At 51.8% G+C, this 18,563-nt stretch carries 14 protein-coding genes; 2 read left to right on the plus strand and 12 right to left on the minus strand.

Annotated features, from left to right (window positions below; genetic code table 11):
• Positions 1–53 precede the first annotated feature (53 nt).
• The 4 genes from CHB59_RS04555 to purL all read right to left on the minus strand — a co-directional run bounded on the left by CHB59_RS04555 (position 54) and on the right by purL (position 6,755).
• Positions 54–1,292, minus strand: a complete 1,239-nt coding sequence (locus tag CHB59_RS04555) for an MFS transporter (RefSeq protein WP_179212076.1) — start codon at positions 1,290–1,292, stop codon at positions 54–56.
• A gap of 118 nt (positions 1,293–1,410) precedes the next feature.
• On the minus strand, positions 1,411–1,980 hold the full coding sequence (locus CHB59_RS04560; protein WP_089375144.1) for a hypothetical protein: 570 nt from the start codon (positions 1,978–1,980) through the stop codon (positions 1,411–1,413).
• Between the two features lie 245 nt (positions 1,981–2,225).
• On the minus strand, positions 2,226–2,714 hold the full coding sequence (locus CHB59_RS04565) for an ankyrin repeat domain-containing protein (protein WP_089375049.1): 489 nt from the start codon (positions 2,712–2,714) through the stop codon (positions 2,226–2,228).
• Between the two features lie 147 nt (positions 2,715–2,861).
• Complete coding sequence (gene purL, locus CHB59_RS04570; RefSeq protein ID WP_089375050.1) at positions 2,862–6,755, minus strand: phosphoribosylformylglycinamidine synthase; 3,894 nt, start codon at positions 6,753–6,755, stop codon at positions 2,862–2,864.
• A gap of 376 nt (positions 6,756–7,131) precedes the next feature.
• On the opposite strand from purL, the gene CHB59_RS04575 reads away from it, so the two are divergent.
• Both CHB59_RS04575 and CHB59_RS04580 read left to right on the plus strand, forming a co-directional pair.
• Entirely contained in the window at positions 7,132–7,605 is a 474-nt protein-coding gene (locus CHB59_RS04575; protein WP_089375051.1) for a helix-turn-helix transcriptional regulator, read from the plus strand.
• The gene (locus CHB59_RS04580) at positions 7,598–8,341 is read left to right on the plus strand and encodes a nucleotidyl transferase AbiEii/AbiGii toxin family protein (RefSeq protein WP_179212077.1); all 744 of its coding nucleotides are present in this window, start codon (positions 7,598–7,600) and stop codon (positions 8,339–8,341) included. The genes CHB59_RS04575 and CHB59_RS04580 overlap by 8 nt, the downstream gene beginning before the upstream one ends.
• Before the next feature lie 89 nt (positions 8,342–8,430).
• On the opposite strand, the gene CHB59_RS11725 is transcribed toward CHB59_RS04580, so the two are convergent.
• The 8 genes from CHB59_RS11725 to CHB59_RS04615 form a co-directional block, all read right to left on the minus strand.
• A complete protein-coding gene (locus tag CHB59_RS11725; RefSeq protein ID WP_179212078.1) occupies positions 8,431–8,568 on the minus strand; it encodes a hypothetical protein in 138 nt (45 codons plus the stop codon).
• 4 nt (positions 8,569–8,572) lie between these two features.
• Positions 8,573–12,169, minus strand: coding sequence for a TonB-dependent receptor (locus tag CHB59_RS04585; protein WP_089375053.1), 3,597 nt, complete (start codon positions 12,167–12,169; stop codon positions 8,573–8,575).
• A gap of 121 nt (positions 12,170–12,290) precedes the next feature.
• Positions 12,291–13,250 (minus strand): FecR domain-containing protein, encoded by a 960-nt coding sequence (locus tag CHB59_RS04590; protein WP_089375054.1) that lies wholly within the window; start codon positions 13,248–13,250, stop codon positions 12,291–12,293.
• A gap of 30 nt (positions 13,251–13,280) precedes the next feature.
• Complete coding sequence (locus CHB59_RS04595; RefSeq protein WP_089375055.1) at positions 13,281–13,790, minus strand: sigma-70 family RNA polymerase sigma factor; 510 nt, start codon at positions 13,788–13,790, stop codon at positions 13,281–13,283.
• 212 nt (positions 13,791–14,002) lie between these two features.
• The gene (locus CHB59_RS04600) at positions 14,003–14,401 is read right to left on the minus strand and encodes a hypothetical protein (protein ID WP_089375056.1); all 399 of its coding nucleotides are present in this window, start codon (positions 14,399–14,401) and stop codon (positions 14,003–14,005) included.
• A 105-nt stretch (positions 14,402–14,506) separates the two neighbouring features.
• Entirely contained in the window at positions 14,507–14,839 is a 333-nt protein-coding gene (locus CHB59_RS04605; RefSeq protein ID WP_089375145.1) for a DMT family transporter, read from the minus strand.
• Between the two features lie 166 nt (positions 14,840–15,005).
• Positions 15,006–15,686 (minus strand): DUF4197 domain-containing protein, encoded by a 681-nt coding sequence (locus CHB59_RS04610; protein WP_089375057.1) that lies wholly within the window; start codon positions 15,684–15,686, stop codon positions 15,006–15,008.
• 50 nt (positions 15,687–15,736) lie between these two features.
• Positions 15,737–18,223 (minus strand): glycogen/starch/alpha-glucan phosphorylase, encoded by a 2,487-nt coding sequence (locus CHB59_RS04615; RefSeq protein ID WP_089375058.1) that lies wholly within the window; start codon positions 18,221–18,223, stop codon positions 15,737–15,739.
• Positions 18,224–18,563: the final 340 nt, after the last annotated feature.

Here is an 18,563-nt window from a genome sequence, read left to right on the forward strand (position 1 = left end):
TCTGGCGACCCATGGTTGTCTTGGATTATGCGTTTGAATGCCAACTAACTCAACTAATGCGCTTGGTGCGGTTTAAGTAAGGGCGTAATAGCCAGCATGACAAATGCCATCAATACCAACAGCCACCTTGCCAGATGAAAATCCTGCATGCAGTCACGCAGGACACCAACAGATAAAGGCCCAGCCGCTGCAATCAGATAGCCCACGGTCAGGACAAAAGCATTCCAGGCGTTGGCCTCATCCACGCTATGCGTGTTGTCCAGCGGCAATGTCATTCCCAGAGTAAAAGCGCCTCCAAGGCCAAACGCACACAAGGCAATACTAAGGAAAGGCAGACTGGTGGGCAGCAGCGCCATCCATGCCAATCCAATGACTGCCATCATGGCGCAGGCTGCCAGCAAAACCCGCCTGTCCGTGGATCGACTGATCGCCCCCAGTATTGGGTTGGAAATCATGAATACCGTGGTGAATGTCGCCAGGATAAATCCTGCAGTGGCAGTATCTAGGCCATATTCAATATACATTGGCGCCGTCCAGGACAGCACGGCATAAAACAGGAAATTATCGGCAGCAAAAAACAGGGCGATCAGCCAGGCCGTGCGATTTCTCCACGGCAAGGCTGCCGGACGCGATTGGGCAATCACAAGCCCTTTCTCCCGCCGTGCCAGTAGCCACCACGCCATGACCGCCAAAGCAGCCAGGGCGCTCCAGATACCAGCTCCCATGCGCCACCCCGACTCATAGTGCATGGCAATCGGCCCGGAAACCGCGGCTGACAATGTGCTGCCAAAAGAAAGTGCAGTGGCATAGATCCCCATGACCAGGGCAGCCTTGTGCGGGAAATTACCCTTGATATATCCGGCAATCAGTGCCCCGGCGACAGCTATCCCGGCTCCTACCCCGGCAGTTGCCAGAAGCAGCACATCCACACTATTGGCAAAGGCCCGCACGGCAATGGCAATGCATAACAGCAACAATGCCAGCAGCAACACCGGGTCACGCCCGTAACGCCGTGCCAGCCAGGGCGTGGGCAAGGCCAGCAACCCCATCAGCAGGTCAGGAATGGTCGTCAGCAACGAGGCCGTACTATGCGATAACTGGAATGTATCAATAATGGCGGGCAGCAACGGACCCATGGACACAATGCCAGGCCGGAGCGCAATGGCGACCAGGATGATCGCCGCAATGGCAAAACCGACAGAAACACCGGAAGCCGGGAAAACAGGATGCTGTATTGAAGCAGTAGGACTGGAACTGGAAAGCTTGCTGGACTCAGCAGAAAAATTGGCCATGAACAGATCACCTGCAGATATTGACGGGATAGCAGGCAATATAGGACGGCAGTAATACAACCACCATACGTTATCTTGCGTAATCCTCCCGCGGATTACACAAGATCATCACAACGATTTACGGTTGTATTCGTCCTGGCAACAAGGCAATCATGGCACAGGGAGTGTAGCCTTCCTTGCTGGAAACACCTTCACTAATCAGCTGCCTGACGACAGGATCAGCCTGGATCTTGTCGGCTACATGCTGGATCGCCAGGTCATAGGTGGCTTGTATTGTTTTTGCAGGCAGGATATCCAGGTCCCCGCTATAACGGGATTCACCGGTATAGTGAGCAATGGCCTTACCGGCACCGGTATAAACAGTTGCCTTGATGGTGCCGTAGAAATTGCGCATATGCGGGTTATAGAACATCTGTGGCCGCACCCACAACAGCACATCACCGGTCACACCTGCATCACACATGACAGTTTTACCCAGCTTTGCGCTCAGGGTTTGCGTCAGCACCGGCGCCACCAACGGTCCCTGGGCAAACCAGTAATCCTTTACGAAATGCCAGAGCTTGATCTGGTTGGTATATTCCTGCGGACTGATATACACCACGACCTTGCTGGTTGGCTGCGGTTCTTCGGCCATGGCCAGATTGGCAATAAGCGACAAAGTAACCAATCCGAGAATGCGTTTTTTCATTCCATATTCCTCAAACTTGATAACTGCTTTTCCACACAACACAAGTAACACGATACACCAAACCACGATCATCATGGCCCGGCAATCAGTTATCTGATCCTGAAATCATGCATAGGTTCACAGACAGCACTGGCCATATTTGCCTGTGCATGAGCAGAAAAAGAAATGCCGGAACAAGTCCGGCATTGCAAGTTCAGATGCAAACATCTGGCAACGGCTCAGGGTGCAAGCCAGTAGCTGTTACATCAATTGCACTTCTCTTCCTGACAGCCATCATTCTTGGCACCAGCAGCGGTCAGCAGCTCCACCATTTCCGTGCGGCCTTCGTCGTTCAGGGCGCGAACGATGGATACATTGCCGCGCAACTTGGCATTAACGTCAGCACCGTGGGCGATCAGGTACTTCACCACATCCTGGTTGCCTTGATACGCAGCCAGGTGCAGCGCTGTCATCTTGGTGATCGGGTGCTTGTAATTCACGTCCGCACCTTTTTCAACGAAAAATTTCACAGCTTCCAGCTGGCCCTTGTTAGCAGCCACCTGCAGCCCGGTCCAGGCAAAGAAAAGCTCGTCGACGGTATAGGGGTTGTTAAAGTACTTCTTGACTATCTTCATGTTGCTTTTGCCGATAGCATCAGTGTATTCCACCTGCATATCTTCGGCATGCGCCACGACAGAAAGTCCGGCAACCCCCAGCATCAGTGCCATCAGCACTGCTTTCAACATCTTGCTCATTTACTTCTTCTCCATAGTAATAATGATTTAATACAGGGTCCCTGCCCTTTATTTATTATTCAGTGTGCTTGTTGCCAAAGCAGAAGGTGGTATGGCAAGCCACGCACCTTCTTGTCTAACGCACATCTTTTTACACTGTTGACCGTCTTAGCCAATAAACTTCCTGGCATTGCGGAACATGCGCATCCATGGTCCATCCTCACCCCAGCCATCAGGGTGCCATGAATGCTGTACTGCACGGAAAACCCGCTCAGGATGAGGCATCATAATACTGAAACGCCCATCAGCGGTAGTCAGGCCGGTAATTCCCTGCGGGGAACCATTCGGATTAAACGGATAAATTTCGGTCGAAGCACCATTGTTACCCACAAAACGCATGGTCACAAGTTTGTCTGCCACAGCACGTTGCTGGGTGGCCTCATCTGCAAATTCGGCATAGCCTTCGCCATGCGCCACGGCAATCGGCATGCGGCTTCCCGCCATGCCACTGAAGAACAGGGATGGCGACTCCAGCACTTCCACCATCGCCACACGGGCCTCAAACTGCTCAGAACGGTTACGCACAAAGTGCGGCCACTGCCCTGCCCCCGGAATGATGCTGTGCAGGTTGCTCATCATCTGGCAGCCATTACAGATACCCAGCGCAAACGAATCAGCCCGGTTGAAGAAAGTCCAGAACTCCTCGCGCGCGCGCGGATTGAACAGGATGGACTTGGCCCAGCCTTCACCCGCACCCAGTACATCACCATAGGAGAAACCGCCGCAGGCAACAAAACCGGCAAAATCCTTGAGGCTGACACGACCACTGATAATGTCACTCATATGGACATCATGTGCCTGAAAACCAGCGCGATCAAATGCCGCCGCCATTTCCACCTGGCCGTTGACACCCTGCTCACGCAGAATGGCCATCCTGGGTCTGGCGCCACTGGCAATGTAAGGCGCGGCAATATTCTCAGCCGGATCAAAACTCAACTTGGCATGCAGGCCGGCATCCTGTTCATCGAGGATGCGGTCATATTCCTGCTGCGCGCACTGCGGATTGTCACGCATCTTCTGCATCTGGTAAGTCGTCTCAGACCAGGCGCGATGCAGGGCAACACGGCTTTCCGCAAACACCACGCGGCCATCCTGATGAATACGAATATCACCATGTGAGGCTGGCGTGCCAATCACATGCACCAGGCCAGCAAGCTGCGGCTTGAGTTCAGCCACAATCGCATCGGCTTCCGCAGCACGCACTTGCAGCACAGCGCCCAACTCCTCGTTGTAGAGCGCAGCCACGGCATCTTCACCCAGGCTGGTGATATCGATATCCAGTCCGCAACGCCCGGCAAACGCCATTTCCACCACCGTGGAGAACAAGCCGCCGTCAGAACGGTCATGATAAGCCAGCAATTTACCTTCGCGGTTGAGCTTCTGCACACCGTCAAAAAATGCCTTGAGGCGCGCAGCATCATCCACATCCGGTGCCACATTGCCAACTGCGCCATATACCTGTGCTAATGCGGAACCGCCCATGCGGTTCCTGCCTGCGCCCAGGTCAATCAATACCAGCTTGGTATCGCCCAGGTCCATGCGCAATTGCGGCGTCAGAGTCTTGCGTGCATCCGGCGTAGGGGCAAATGCAGTCACTACCAGTGAAATCGGCGAAGTCACGGCTTTCTTCTTGCCGCCCTCTTCCCATACCGTTTTCATGGACATGGAATCCTTGCCCACTGGAATGCTGATTCCCAGCGCAGGGCAAAGCTCCATGCCGACAGTCTTCACGGTGTCAAACAAGGCAGCATCCTCACCCGGATGTCCGGCTGGTGCCATCCAGTTGGCAGAAAGCTTAAGCTCGCTGATGTCATCAATCAGGCTGGCAGCGATATTGGTGATGGATTCGCCAATCGCCATGCGACCAGAGGCAGGCGCATCAATCAACGCCAACGGTGCCTTCTCGCCAATCGCAAAAGCTTCACCACGATAAGTCTCAAATCCAGCCAGTGTCACCGCCACGTCAGCCACCGGCACCTGCCATGGGCCGACCATCTGGTCACGTGCAATCAGGCCGGTAACGGAACGGTCACCGATGGTGATCAAGAAAGTCTTGTCTGCTACACCCGGCAGACGCAACACACGGCCAGCCGCCTCTTTCAGATCGATATTGGCATGGTCAAAAGCCGGCAATGTACGTTCCGCATGCGTGACATCACGCGTCATCTTCGGCGGCTTGCCCAGCAGCACGGATAAATCCATATCCACCGGATTGTTGCCGAAATGGCTGTCCGCCACGGTTAAATGCTTCTCTTCAGTCGCCTCGCCGACTACTGCGAACGGGCAACGCTCGCGTTCGCAGATAGCGGTAAACAATGGCAGGTCTTCCTTGCGCACTGCCATCACATAACGCTCTTGCGCCTCGTTGCTCCAGATTTCACGCGGTGCCATGCCTGGCTCTTCATTGTGCACATCGCGCAACTGGAACCGAGCACCCACGCCAGCATCGTTCACCAGCTCCGGGAAAGCATTGGAAATACCGCCTGCACCTACGTCATGGATGCTCAGAATCGGGTTCTTGTCGCCCAGCTGCCAGCAACGGTCGATCACTTCCTGCGCGCGGCGTTCCAACTCCGGGTTGCCACGCTGCACAGAGTCAAAATCCAGGTTTTCAGTATTGGCGCCGGTATCCATACTGGATGCCGCGCCGCCGCCCAGACCGATCAACATGGCCGGGCCACCCAGTTGGATCAGTGCTGCACCAGGAGGGATCGGGTTCTTTTTCGAATGCTTGGCAGAAATATTGCCCACACCACCTGCCAGCATGATGGGCTTGTGATAACCGCGAATTTCCCCAGCCGCTTCGATTTCCAGGGTACGGAAATAACCGGCGATATTCGGGCGGCCAAATTCATTATTGTAGGCAGCACCACCCAGAGGGCCATCCACCATGATCTGCAACGGTGAAGCAATACGGCCTGGCTTGCCGTTATCCTGCTCCCATGGCTGCTTGAAGCCAGGAATATTCAGGTTGGAAACCGAGAAACCAGTCAAACCGGCTTTTGGCTTGGAACCAGACCCTGTCGCGCCCTCATCACGGATTTCACCGCCCGCGCCAGTGGCCGCACCGGCAAACGGAGAAATCGCTGTCGGGTGGTTATGCGTTTCCACCTTCATGAGGAAATGCATATCCTCTTCCACAAAGCCATACTCACCATCGGCTTGCGGATAAAAACGCTGCGTCTTGCTGCCTTCGACGATAGAAGCATTATCTGCATAAGCCACCACCGTCTTGCCGGGATGCAACTTATGCGTGTTGCGGATCATGCCGAACAGCGATTGCGCCTGGGCCACGCCATCAATCACCCAATCCGCATTAAAAATCTTGTGCCTACAGTGCTCGGAATTTGCCTGCGCAAACATCATCAGCTCAACATCCGTCGGATTACGGCCGATACGCTGGAAATTCTCCACCAAGTAATCCACCTCATCCGGGGAAAGCGCCAGACCCATATCTGAGTTCGCCGCATCCAGCGCTGCCTTGCCGCCTGCCAGGATATCCACGCTGGATAAAGGTGCAGGCTCTGCCGTGTGATACAGCTTCTGCGCATCATCCAGGTTGGCAAACACCGCCTCCGTCATACGGTCATGAATCAAGGGACGCAATGCCGCCTTTTCTGCTTCGGTCAACGGGCTGCCATCCGCAGTGCCTGCATAATAAGCCACCCCACGCTCCAGACGCTGGATCGCCTCGATACCGCAATGGCGGGCAATATCCGTTGCGCGTGACGCCCAGGGAGAAATCGTACCCGGACGCGGAATCACCAGGAACAACTCGCCAGCCAATATCTCCTCGCCCGTGCGCGGGCCATAAGTCAGGATCTGCTTCAGCGTATCCTGCTGCGCAACACTCAGGGGCACATCACTCCAGGCAAAATGCCAGAACTCGGCATACAAATGCGTAATGCGCGGCGCAACCGCCTGCAACGCAACCTGGATTTTCTCGATACGGAACGGGGATAAAGCGGCACTGCCACGGAAACTGATCATTTGGCTGGACATGAAGAAATTCAAACAGTTGGCAAAAACGGAATTTTACCAGATTATGCCTGGCCTTAGCGCCCAGTATGTAGCCACGCGCTATTGATATAAATTCAACAAAGAAGAACATGCCCAAAGGCAACAGTGAGAGAAAACGGATTGGGTGATGTCTAGCGTTTACCCACATGCCTGCCAATCCATCCTGAAGCGCACCAGATCAATCCGCCGTCTATTCGCTGCAAGAGTTTGCAAACGGCTGCATAGAGTCTGAAATGATCACGTAACGCACACCGTGGAATGCAAAACACTAAGCAATATCCAGAGACAGCAAGATAGCCTGCATTGAAATGTCAAATATATTTGACAGTCATGACATCCAGAGTGCTATAGTAAAACCATGTTGATCAATCTTTCCTCCATAGGCCAACAAGTCAAAATGCTCAGGACGCAAGCCAGCGTTACACAAGCCGACTTAGCCAAACGCGCCGGTGTCTCGCGCGCCACAATCAATACCCTGGAAAATGGCGGACTCCGGGAAATTGGCGTCAACCGGCTTTTCACCATCGTAGAAGCCGCAAAACGCCTATCGCCTGCGCCAACAACACCCGCTGCAACATTACCGGATGGAAAAGCCCGGATACTCAACCTGTCTTTTCCCTACGACTGGAGCAACCCTGGACTGGATGACGATATCCTGATCCATAATGTCATCGAACGTGGACTATTTGAGGACATCGTGCGCATCACGGCCCATTACGGCCTGGCAAGAATCCAGTCCATCGCTGCCCCGTTCGCGGCAAACAACCCCATGGCGGCTGCAAGCCTACATCGCATGCTTGGCAACATTAGCAAGGCATTGCAACATGTTTAACCGCACCTGGATGCCAGAGCGCACGCGCATCGTCTACGACGCCCTGAAACAAGAACCCCTGATGTCAGGCTTCATACTCATCGGTGGCACCGCATTATCCATCCAGATCGGACACCGACTGAGCGAAGACCTCGATTTCTGGTTGCCCGCATCCAGCCTGTCGACACCTCGCATCAACTCCATCCTGGCCAACCTACATACGCAGGGCTATCACAACCAGCTGGTCACCCCGGCCTGGCAAATCAGCCAGGCCAAAATCAACGGCATCGACCTGCTCATCCAATCGCGCGACCATGTGATTGCAGGAGTAAAAGTCACCTTCTTTGCCAGGCTCGACGTGCCCTACACCCACTTTGCAACACTCCCTCGCAGCAGGGAGAACAGCATGCACTTCGACATCATGTCGCAAGATGGCATATTCCGGATGAAATCCTGGCTTATCTCCCAAAGAACCCGCTCACGCGACTTGTACGACCTGATGGTACTCACAAGAGATCATGGCAAATCCATTGAAGACATCCTGACCGCAGGCCTTGCTGCCGACCCAAGCTTCTCTAAAGAATATGCAAAAGACGTACTGCTCGGCACTATCCCCCTGGATGCCCATGACGAAGGCTTCGCATCCATCGGGCTCGATCTGGATATCAAGGATATTCACGCCTTCTTCCACGAGCGTATCAACCACTATGAAATCACCCTGGCCCAAACCATCCTGACAGCACACAAGACACCGTAACCCTTCGCAGGTAAATCACTACCGCCAGAAAACCTCCGTCACCAGAAGATGATCCTCTCATGCCGGACATCATCCGGCATGAGAGAATCCTACATCCAGTAAAACCCTGATATCAGCAGACTCAACTCAATTGCCAGTAGCAGGAAGAACAACGCAGGCAGCACGACCAGCCAACTTTCGTGCAGCAGCCATTGTTTGAGGCAGATGATGAGCCTGGATAATGACATCCACTTATTTCCGAGGATCAAAGTCATAGCTCAGACTAACCCATGCCGCTCTTGGTGCCCCAGGAGACAAAAAGTTGGTCATCAACCAGTCGTTGGAGTTGTGATTGTAGCCATCTGGACCAATAGCTCCATTGATAGATGGCGAGAAAGGATTTCTTCCTAACCTTCCGGCAGTGAAATACTCTTTATCCAGTAAGTTGTTGACTCTTAAACCCAATGTCCATTCTGAATTGATCTTGTAGCTGGTTTGAAAATTCAAAGTCAGATATCCCGGTGTAGTCCCTGGATTATCAGATACTGGCCTAGCACGCAACTGACCGTTATTGTCCAATTCGTAAATAGTTTCACCGCTCCTGTGTTTGTTGTTTTCATTACCTCGCACAAAGGCGAAGGAATGAGCAACTGCCGTTATTCCGACTTGCCACTTTGGAGTTACCTGATAACTGAGAGTGGCATTTAAATTGTGTAATGGGACCCCAGGCATGCGATTACCAGGCTTGACCTTAATCCGGCGGCCAGTATTCTCCAGATCATACACACACGCCCCAGAGTCATTGCAATACGGATCTAATGTAGAACTGCTGTTATCATCCGCCGTCATGGTAAAAGTGTCCTGGAAAGTCGCATCAGTCAGCGCATAGTTGACGCGAATCCTCAGCTTATCAAAAGCCGCAGTGATGCCAGCCTCCAGACCTCTACGCCGGGTCTTGCCGATGGTATCGAAGAAGTTACGATTCCCCGGGAAGCTGATCATATAAATGTCGTCTTTGAGGTCTGTCTGATACAAACCAAGATTCCACTCCACGTTATCTCCCCATGTACCACGCATGCCCAGGTCATAAGTTGTCGCCTTGATCTGTGGTAGATAAGGGTCACCTGAGAGTGTAGTAGGCAAAGAGCAGGAACGGTTTTCACCGATACTTTTTTCAATGTATTTCATTGTTCCATCTGGATTCACACCAGCCGGGATCAGTGTTTTGTCAAAAGCGCACCCTAACTCAATAACTGATGGTGTACGTGTTCCCTGCGACCAATTACCATAGACATTTAGATTAGGACTAGCCTGCCAGGTTGCTCCCAATGAAGGGTTAAAAGAGTAATAGCTAAACTTCTCTTTTTCAGCAGGATGCAAAAGTTTAGAAGCATCCGGCGTAATATAGCCAGTGGTAGGGCACTCACCGTTAACACATACGTCATAATAGTTGGGGTAGGCTTGAAATTGCGCCAAATCCCATACAAAAGTACCAAAGGTTCGCGAAGCAATCTTGTTCTTGCCTCGCGTCTCGTTATAACGGGCTGACGCAGTAAAATGCAACGTTTCTACAGGACTCCAGGTTTCGCTGGCATAAATACTTTTGGTGAGTTGGCTGCCATCAAAATTATTATTACTGATAGCCTGACTAGCAGCAGCATATTGATCACGAATCTGATCTGGAGCGAGAAAAACATCACGCTCAGCATCCATCATCCCCAGCATTTGGCTGCTGGTATAACTGGCAGATGGCGCATCCAGTGACATTCCGATCATGAATTTGTGCTTGGGATAATTCCAGTTGAATTGAATTGAGGCACCATCAGTAACTTGATCAATTTGAGTGTTGCTTAATACAGCAGTAGGTGTACCGTCAACCACACCTTCTGACCCTGGTCCAGTCCCATATACTGCCCCATCCACTGTTTGAGGAGTCCTAAGACCTGGCACAGGTATTGAAAGTGCACGCAAGCCTTGATCTTCCGGCTGTGTTATATCCCCATGACATACATCTCCATTGATTGGAGGCCTAAACACGACAACATGCTTGACTCCAGCTCCATCCCCGGGAGTTGTATCTCCAGCCTCAACAGTATCCGGGGTATAGTAGTAAAAACTTGTGGCTCCTATCACAAATGTCGATATGGGGTCATTGGCAACCGATAGACTAGAAAGACTTGTAGTTGATTCAAAATAATACGAAAGGTCTCCATTAGAATAAGACGAAGTCTCTCCATTAGGCGCCTCGGGATAACCTTCTCCACCCGGAGTAAAGATATTGGTTTGCTCAAAATTTTTCTGGCGTTGAAAATTATCAAGTGCACGCGCTAAAAATGCAGGATCAGTAAACTCAGCATTTAGGGCACTAGGAGGTAACGCAGCAAAAGCCTCTTCAATCGTGGGAGCAAAAAGAAATGCGGATAATGCCGGATCGTCAAATAAAGTCCCCCAATCTCCATTCTGCCACGGGATCACAGCATAATCTGGCAGGCCATACTGATTGGTACTATTGAACAGGCAGGTAAACTGTTCACCTTCTGCTAAATTACGCTTGACTTGCTGATTGCCAAACTCTGTATATACATCCCCTCCCAAAGACTTTCGTTTGCTATTTCTTCTGTATACTTGTCCTGTTACAGTAAAGTTTTCATTCACAAAGTAACTTCCAGATAACTGAAACTGCCACAGTCGATTATCCGTAGTATCCGGAGAAGTAAAAACTCCATTTCTATCCTGCTTATACATTTCATTGGGCAATAAACCATTCCCCACAAGATCGTTCCAGGCAACAAGGGTACTCAAGTTGAGGTCTAGCTTATCTCCGCGATAACTTGCCTTGCCAAATACTTGGTTAACCCGGCTTGGTGAATTGGTACGCCAGCCATCTTCAAGAAATATGTTAGCGGCAGCAAATCCTGCCACTGTGCCATTATTCCAGCCACCTGATGCTTGAAGTTGCCGTCTCCCAAAAGAACCAGTTAACACTTCAGCTTCAACTCCAGGGTTATTGAAACCATCTTTTGTTTTCATTGATAATGCGCCACCTAGTGTTCCCAGGCCAAAAACTGGATTAGACCCAGGAAATACATCGAAAGTCGCTAGCGCATTCATGGGAATCATGTCCCAGTTGACGACATCACCGAAAGGCTCATTCACTCGGATACCATCAAAAAATGCAGATAATCCCTGAGGTGTACCAATCTGTGGTCCCGCTGTGAATCCACGATAGGTCACATCCATCTGAAAAGGGTTACCCTGATAGTCATTCACATTGACTGATTGTAATTTGGAGTTCATTAACTCTGTCAGGCTCAAGGAATGCGCCTCCTTGATATCCTTGGCGGTCAGGCTTTGGACATTGCCGGGAATTTCCTCTTTGGTCAGCCCCAATCCAGGTAATGGCCCGACTTCGTAGAAGCGTTTGGCGCGAACTTCGACGGCATCCACGTTGAAATTAATGAAAGATTGCTGTCCTGGCAATTTATCCGCTTCAGGATCTGCCTTTTTCAACTGGTACCTGCCCTGTTCATCCTGCACCGCCTCCAGGCCACTGTCCCGGAGCAGGTTGGCAAACCCTTCGTTGGTGCTGAACTGCCCACGGAGGGAATGGCTGCGTTTGCCTTTGGTCAAGGCGGGATCAAACCCCAGCAAGATGCCGGACTCGGCAGCGTAGCTGGGCAAGGTGTCACTGAGATCGCCTGCTGGGATGTCGTAGGTTTTTTTGGGGATGGTTTTATCCAGCGGTTCTGCCGCCCATAACGGCATGTTCCCCAACATCATGCACATGAGCACAATGGGTTTGACCTTGTAACCGTGTTTCCCCTTTACGCCAGCAACCACCTTGTTCATTCAATTTCTCCCTTATGCAGCAAAGTTTATTTTTTGTATTGCCTTGCTGCTATGCCGAATGAAATTGAAAATCCGGAAAACGTTGATGAATATTTTTTCAGCGGTGACTTTTTATCTCATCTCATGCTGGTGTCAGGGTGACCCAGAAGCGGGTGAAGCGTTGTACTTTGATTGGCAGGATATTTTCCAGGGTGTGCAGGACAGATTCCATATCTCCTGTTGGGAATGAGCCGGAGATACGCAGCTCTGCCACGGCTGGGTCGCAGCGCAACATACCACTCTTGTAACGGGACAATTCTTCGACAAAATCCTGCAGGCGCATGGCATAGGCCACAATCATGCCGTTTGTCCAGGCTGCATCGCTGGTTTGTGCCTTGCCTTTGGCTGACAGCTGGCTGGAGGTAAATTCCACAGATTCCCCGGCCTGCACGTAAAGCGCCTCGGCACCTTGTCTTGGCAGCACTGCCACGGTACCTTCGAATACGCTGACTTTGCTACGCTGGGGCTGATAACGCACAGTAAACTTGGTGCCCATGGCTGTGGCTGTACCATGGCGGGTTTCAACACGCAAAGGCCGGTATGGCATGTTGGCTTCTTGCGCGGTCTCGATGAATATTTCGCCACGAATCAGTTCTATCCGGCGTTCAGTATCCGTGTAACGGATGTTGACGGCTGTGTCCGTATTCATGTGCAGTTGGCTGCCATCTGCCAATGCCAACTGATGATGCTCCCCTACTCTGGTGCTGTAATCAGCGAGCATTTCACGCCAGGGTTGCTCGCGGTAGGCGTAAGTACCCAATGCGCCGACACTGAGCAGCAAGGTAAGGTGTTTGATGACGTAGCGGCGATCGGTGGATGGCGGCAATTGCAGGGTTGCCATGCCGACTTCACGCGGGACTTTGCCGAATTGCTGCGTGACCTGTTCAAGTTTCTGCCAGGCATGTCGATGTTCTGGATCGGCCTCCAGCCATGCCAACCAGGCGCGTTGCTCATGCTCAGTATTTTCTCCGGAAGCCAGCCTGGCGTACCATTCGCTGGCGGCGCGCATGGCGGCACCCGGATGGCTCTGCTGATCACTCATGGGGAAACTCCAGGGTCATGGACAAGCGCATCACTCCTCAAGCAGCAGCATGCATTGCAGCATGGCCTTGGCGATATAATTGCCCACGGTGCGCGTGGAGACATTGAGTTGCGCTGCAATTTCCGTATAACTCAAACCTTCAAGTTGTAACAACAGGAATGCAGTGCGTACCTTGGCAGGCAAGCCATCCAGCATGACATCAATGCGTATCAGCAATTCCAGCATCAATGCCCTGCTCTCCGGAGAGCCTGCTTCCGGCTGGGAGAAATGTGCCAGCGCTTCCAGATAGGCTCGCTCGAAATCGCGCCGGCGCAGGTGATCTACCAACAGGCCATGCGCCACGCGGCTCAGATAGGCACGTGGCTCCTGTAGTGCTGGCAGTTCTGCTTTCAGCAACAGGCTGAGAAAAGTATCCTGAGCCAGGTCTGCCGCACCGCTTGTACAGCCAAGTTTTTTGTTGATCCAGTTGCGCAGCCAGGCATGATGCTCCTGGTACAGTAACTGGATGATTCCTTCCCTGCTGAAATGATCTTGTGTCATATCGTTGGCAATGAGTCGTTTTGCAGAAAAACATGCAAAATTAATGCCAATTTATAACTCATTGTTTTTATTGAAAATAAAAATCATGATTTTTCAAATTGGCTATATACAGCCAATTTTGCAACCATCTGTTGGCTATATATAGCCAATTGGCTGTATACAACCAACTGAAGGAGGGAAATGAAGGCGATGAGTATTCACCGCCCACAATTTCAGTTCAATTGCCAGAGTTTCCAGCCCACTACCAGGACGGCAATCAACAGCACTACTACGATACGCTGCAGGCGGGTAATGCGCCGGCGATTGTCCTCGATGTTCACAACCAGTTGCGCATTCTGGTCTGCCATGGATTTGATCAGTTGCGAGGTTTCCACCATCTGCCCGCGCAGTTCCGCGACCCGTTTTTCCAGTGCATGGATACGTGCTGCCTTGTCGTCATCGTCCATATAAGGTGTCGCGTCAGCCTGCTCATACGCGACTGGTGCCTCCTGCTGTTTCCCGGAAACGTTCTGCCAGAGTTTGCGCGCACCATCTGCAATTTCCGGCGCGCGGCGTATCACTTCACCCCAGGGAACATTCCTCAAGACTACAGCCAACCAGGGAGCTGCCATATGTTTTCCTTTCCAATTCATTTTGATACCGGTTCACGGACAAAGCCGTGCTCCATGATAGCCCACAAGCCTCTGCTATCCCGGTATGGCACATTGCAAGTACGCTCAATGCGACAGTGACTTGGTAGACAGGTTCATGATGATGACTCCTGCAATGATGAATTCCATGCCAAGAATGGCAGCAAAATCCAGTTTTTGTCCATACAGCACCAGGGAAATCACGGATACCAGCACCATTCCCAATCCAGACCAGATGGCATAGGCAACACCAACCGGAATGCACCTCAACGTCAGGGAAAGGAAATAAAAAGCCAGGATATAACCAACGACGACAATGATGGTGGGCACAGGCCGGGTGAATCCATCACTGAGTTTGAGTGCTGAAGTGGCAATCACTTCATTGACAATGGCGATAGCAAGAAACAGCCAGCTCTGCATCATTCTACTCTGCCTCCGTGCAAAATCGGTATTTTAATATCGGCCGCACGACTGCACCGCAACAAAATACGGGCAAAATGGTAGAGCAATCAATTGTTTACATTCCACATAAAAAAGCCGGGGCAAGTGGAATGCTCCACGGCCCCGGCCATATGTGGCAGGACAGTTATTTCACTGCGCCAAATACTGTTTTCAGCAGGCTGCTGGCCTGGCCCATCGGGTCACTACGGATGGCTTTTTCTTCTTCTGCCATCATGAGGTAAACCCCGTCCAGTGTCTTCTGGGTCACATACTGCTCCAGGCTGGCCTGATCCTTACCTACCAAGCCATATTTGCTGCCCATGTCTGCAAACTTGTTGTACTGCTGAGCCAGGTTGACATTTTCTGTAGCCTTTTTCACGATAGGCAGGAATTTCTCTGCCATCGGACCGGAAGTGGTCTTACGGAAATACTGTGTGGCTGAGTCCTGTCCGCCCGTCAGGATATCCTTGGCATCCTGCACGCTCATCTGCTTCACAGAGTTGACCAGTAGCTCCTTGGCCTCGGGCACTGCCGCTTCAGCCGCCTGGTTCATCTTGAGCACCAGTTCATCTGCCTGAGCGCCCATGCCGAACATGCGCATGGCTTTCTCGGCCTTTTTCATGGTGTCCGGCAGCGGTATCTTGACTTTTGAATTGTTGAGGAAGCCACCCGCAGCCCCCAGCTTGCTGACCGCGTGTTCCGCACCTTGTGTCAGTGCCTCTTTCAGGCCCTGGCTGGCATCCGTGTTGCTGATGTCACTCAGGCTCACGGCAGCAGCATGTGTAGCCACCAATGCAAAACCCAGTGCTGTAATTAATTGACGCATAAATCTCCTCCAAACAGTAAATGTTATTATCCCCGATGCAGTATAGTCCATCAGCTGTGTACAGGTTCTACCTTCCAGATTTCGCTGATGTATTCCCCGATGGTGCGGTCACTGGAAAATTTACCCATGCGCGCCACATTGAGGATGGCGCGGCGGCTCCACTCTTCCTGGTCCTTGTATAGTTGTGCCACGGCATCCTGAGTTTCAATATAGCTGGCGTAATCTGCCAGCAGCAGATAATGATCGCCATTATTGAGCAGGGTTTCACCGATTTCCTGGTAGCGGTCTGGCTCATCCACGGAGAAGAAACCGTTGGTAATCATGTCGATGGCCTGCTTCAGCTCAAAATTGCCATGGTAATAATCCCAGGGATTGTAGTGATTGGCTTTGAGTTCCGCTACTTGCGGTGTGGTCAGGCCGAAGATAAAGATATTTTCAGCGCCAACCTCTTCGCGGATTTCCACATTGGCACCGTCCAGCGTGCCTATGGTCAGCGCGCCATTCAAGGCCATTTTCATGTTACCGGTGCCTGATGCTTCCGTCCCTGCGGTCGATATCTGCTCTGACAAGTCACTGCCCGGGAACAGTAATTCCGCTGCCGAGACTTCGTAATTGGGATAGAACACAACCTTGAGCTTGTCACCGACTGCCGGGTCTTCATTGACAATGGAGGCCACATCATTGATCAGGCGGATAATGAGTTTGGCAAGCTTGTAGCCGGGGGCTGCCTTGCCGCCGAAGATCACCACTCTCGGTGTTGCATCCCGGACATGGCCGCCGCGAATGCGGTTATAGAGCGTGATGATGTGCAGCACATTGAGCAACTGGCGCTTGTATTCATGAATGCGTTTAATCTGCACATCAAACAAGGCATCAGGGTTCAGCTGCACCCCGGTCAACTGCGCAATGCGCTTGGCCAGCCGTGCCTTGTTGGTATGCTTGATCTTGCGAAAGGTCTGGCGGAATTCCGCATCATTGGCCAATGGTTCCAGCGCACGCAGTTTACTGAGGTCATGATGAAAACCTTTGCCGATCACGGTTTCAAGCAAGTGTGTCAGGCCGGGATTACACTGGTTGAGCCAGCGTCGCGGCGTAATGCCATTGGTGATATTGATGAAGCGTCCCGGAAAGATGCGGTTGAAGTCCGCGAACAGGGTAGTACGTAGCAGTTCGCTGTGCAATGCGGCCACGCCGTTGACGGTATGGCTGCCAACAACCGCCAGATGGGCCATGCGCACCCGGCGACCATGTTCTTCGTCAATGATGGATACCCGGGTCAGCAGACCTGTATCTCCCGGGAATTTATGATTCACCATCTGCAGAAAATCAAAATTGATGCGATAAATGATCTTGAGATGACGCGGCAGCAGTTTCTGGAACATTTCCACTGACCATGTTTCCAGTGCTTCCGGCATCAGGGTGTGATTGGTATAGGCAAATACCTTGTTGCTGATTTTCCAGGCCTGCTCCCAGCTCAGGTGATGCACATCCACCAGCTGGTACATCAGCTCGGCAACGGCAATGGCAGGATGGGTGTCGTTGAGCTGGATGGCAACCTTATCCGGCAATGCATTCCAGTCGTCATGCTTGGCGAGGAAACGGCGCAAGATATCCTGGATGGAAGCCGAGACAAAAAAGTATTGTTGCTTCAGGCGCAGCTCGCGTCCCAGCACGGATGTATCGTTGGGATACAGGACTTTGGAGATGTTTTCGTAGGCATTACGCTCTTCTACTGCCTTCTCGTAATTACCATCATTGAAATGCGCCAGGTCAAACTCCCGCGCCGCCTTGGCTGACCACAAGCGCAGGGTGTTGACGGTTTCAGTATCATAGCCCGGCACCGGCATATCATAGGCCACCGCCAGCACGCTCTCAGCATCCACCCAGTGACACTCCGTGCCTTTGGAGGTGGGAAATTCAACCACGCGCCCATAGAATTTGACCGGGTACTGGCTTTCAGGCCGCTGGAATTCCCAGAGATTTCCATAACGTAACCAGTTATCCGGGTTTTCTATTTGTTGCCCCTGGTTGATGGATTGGCGGAACATGCCATATTCATAGCGGATACCATAACCGGTTCCCGGGATATTCATGCTCGCCATGGAATCAAGGAAACACGCCGCCAGACGGCCCAGGCCACCATTACCCAGCGCAGCGTCGCTTTCCAGCTCGACGACATCCTCAAATTTATGTCCCAATGCCTTCAGGCCATCGCGGACTTCATCCTCGACGCCCAGATTCAGTGCAGCATTCTGCAACATGCGCCCAATGAGGAATTCCAGGGACAAGTAATACACCCGTTTCGGGTCCTGGCTGTTATAGGCTTCTGCGGTCTTGGCCCAGCGCTCCACTACGTGGTCGCGTACGGTATGACCAGTCGCGACATACCAGTCACGAGGCGTGGAGGTTTCACTGGTCTTGAATGCGGAAAATATCAGGTGATTCTGCAAAGCCTGAGCAATGGGTGTTTGCTCAGTGGTGATCACTGGTGTCGAAGTTTTGGTTTTTCGGGATTCATTATTATTGGCAGCAGTCATCGGCGTCTTTCTGTATTGAAATTGCAAATTTCCAGGCATGTGTTCACATGCTTTCCCAAACATCATCCTGAACGGTATGTATGACACTCTTGCGAAACTGGTAATATTTCATCAGCAAAAATCAGGCCACTTTTCATGCCATCGTGGGTACTTACCACGCTTCGCTTCATTCCTTCAACGATGATCCCCCCTTACAAGACTACAACAGCATCAGGAACTTGAACAGGAAAAAGCTGGCTCCAGGCATCACAAATATGATGCCAATGTGGAGTAGTCTCTACCATGACGTGATGCTCCAGAATGCAAAAAGCCGGGAAATCCCGGCTTTTTTCATGATGCA

Origin of the sequence: Methylobacillus rhizosphaerae (assembly GCF_900187985.1) — a bacterium.
Lineage (GTDB): Bacteria > Pseudomonadota > Gammaproteobacteria > Burkholderiales > Methylophilaceae > Methylobacillus > Methylobacillus rhizosphaerae.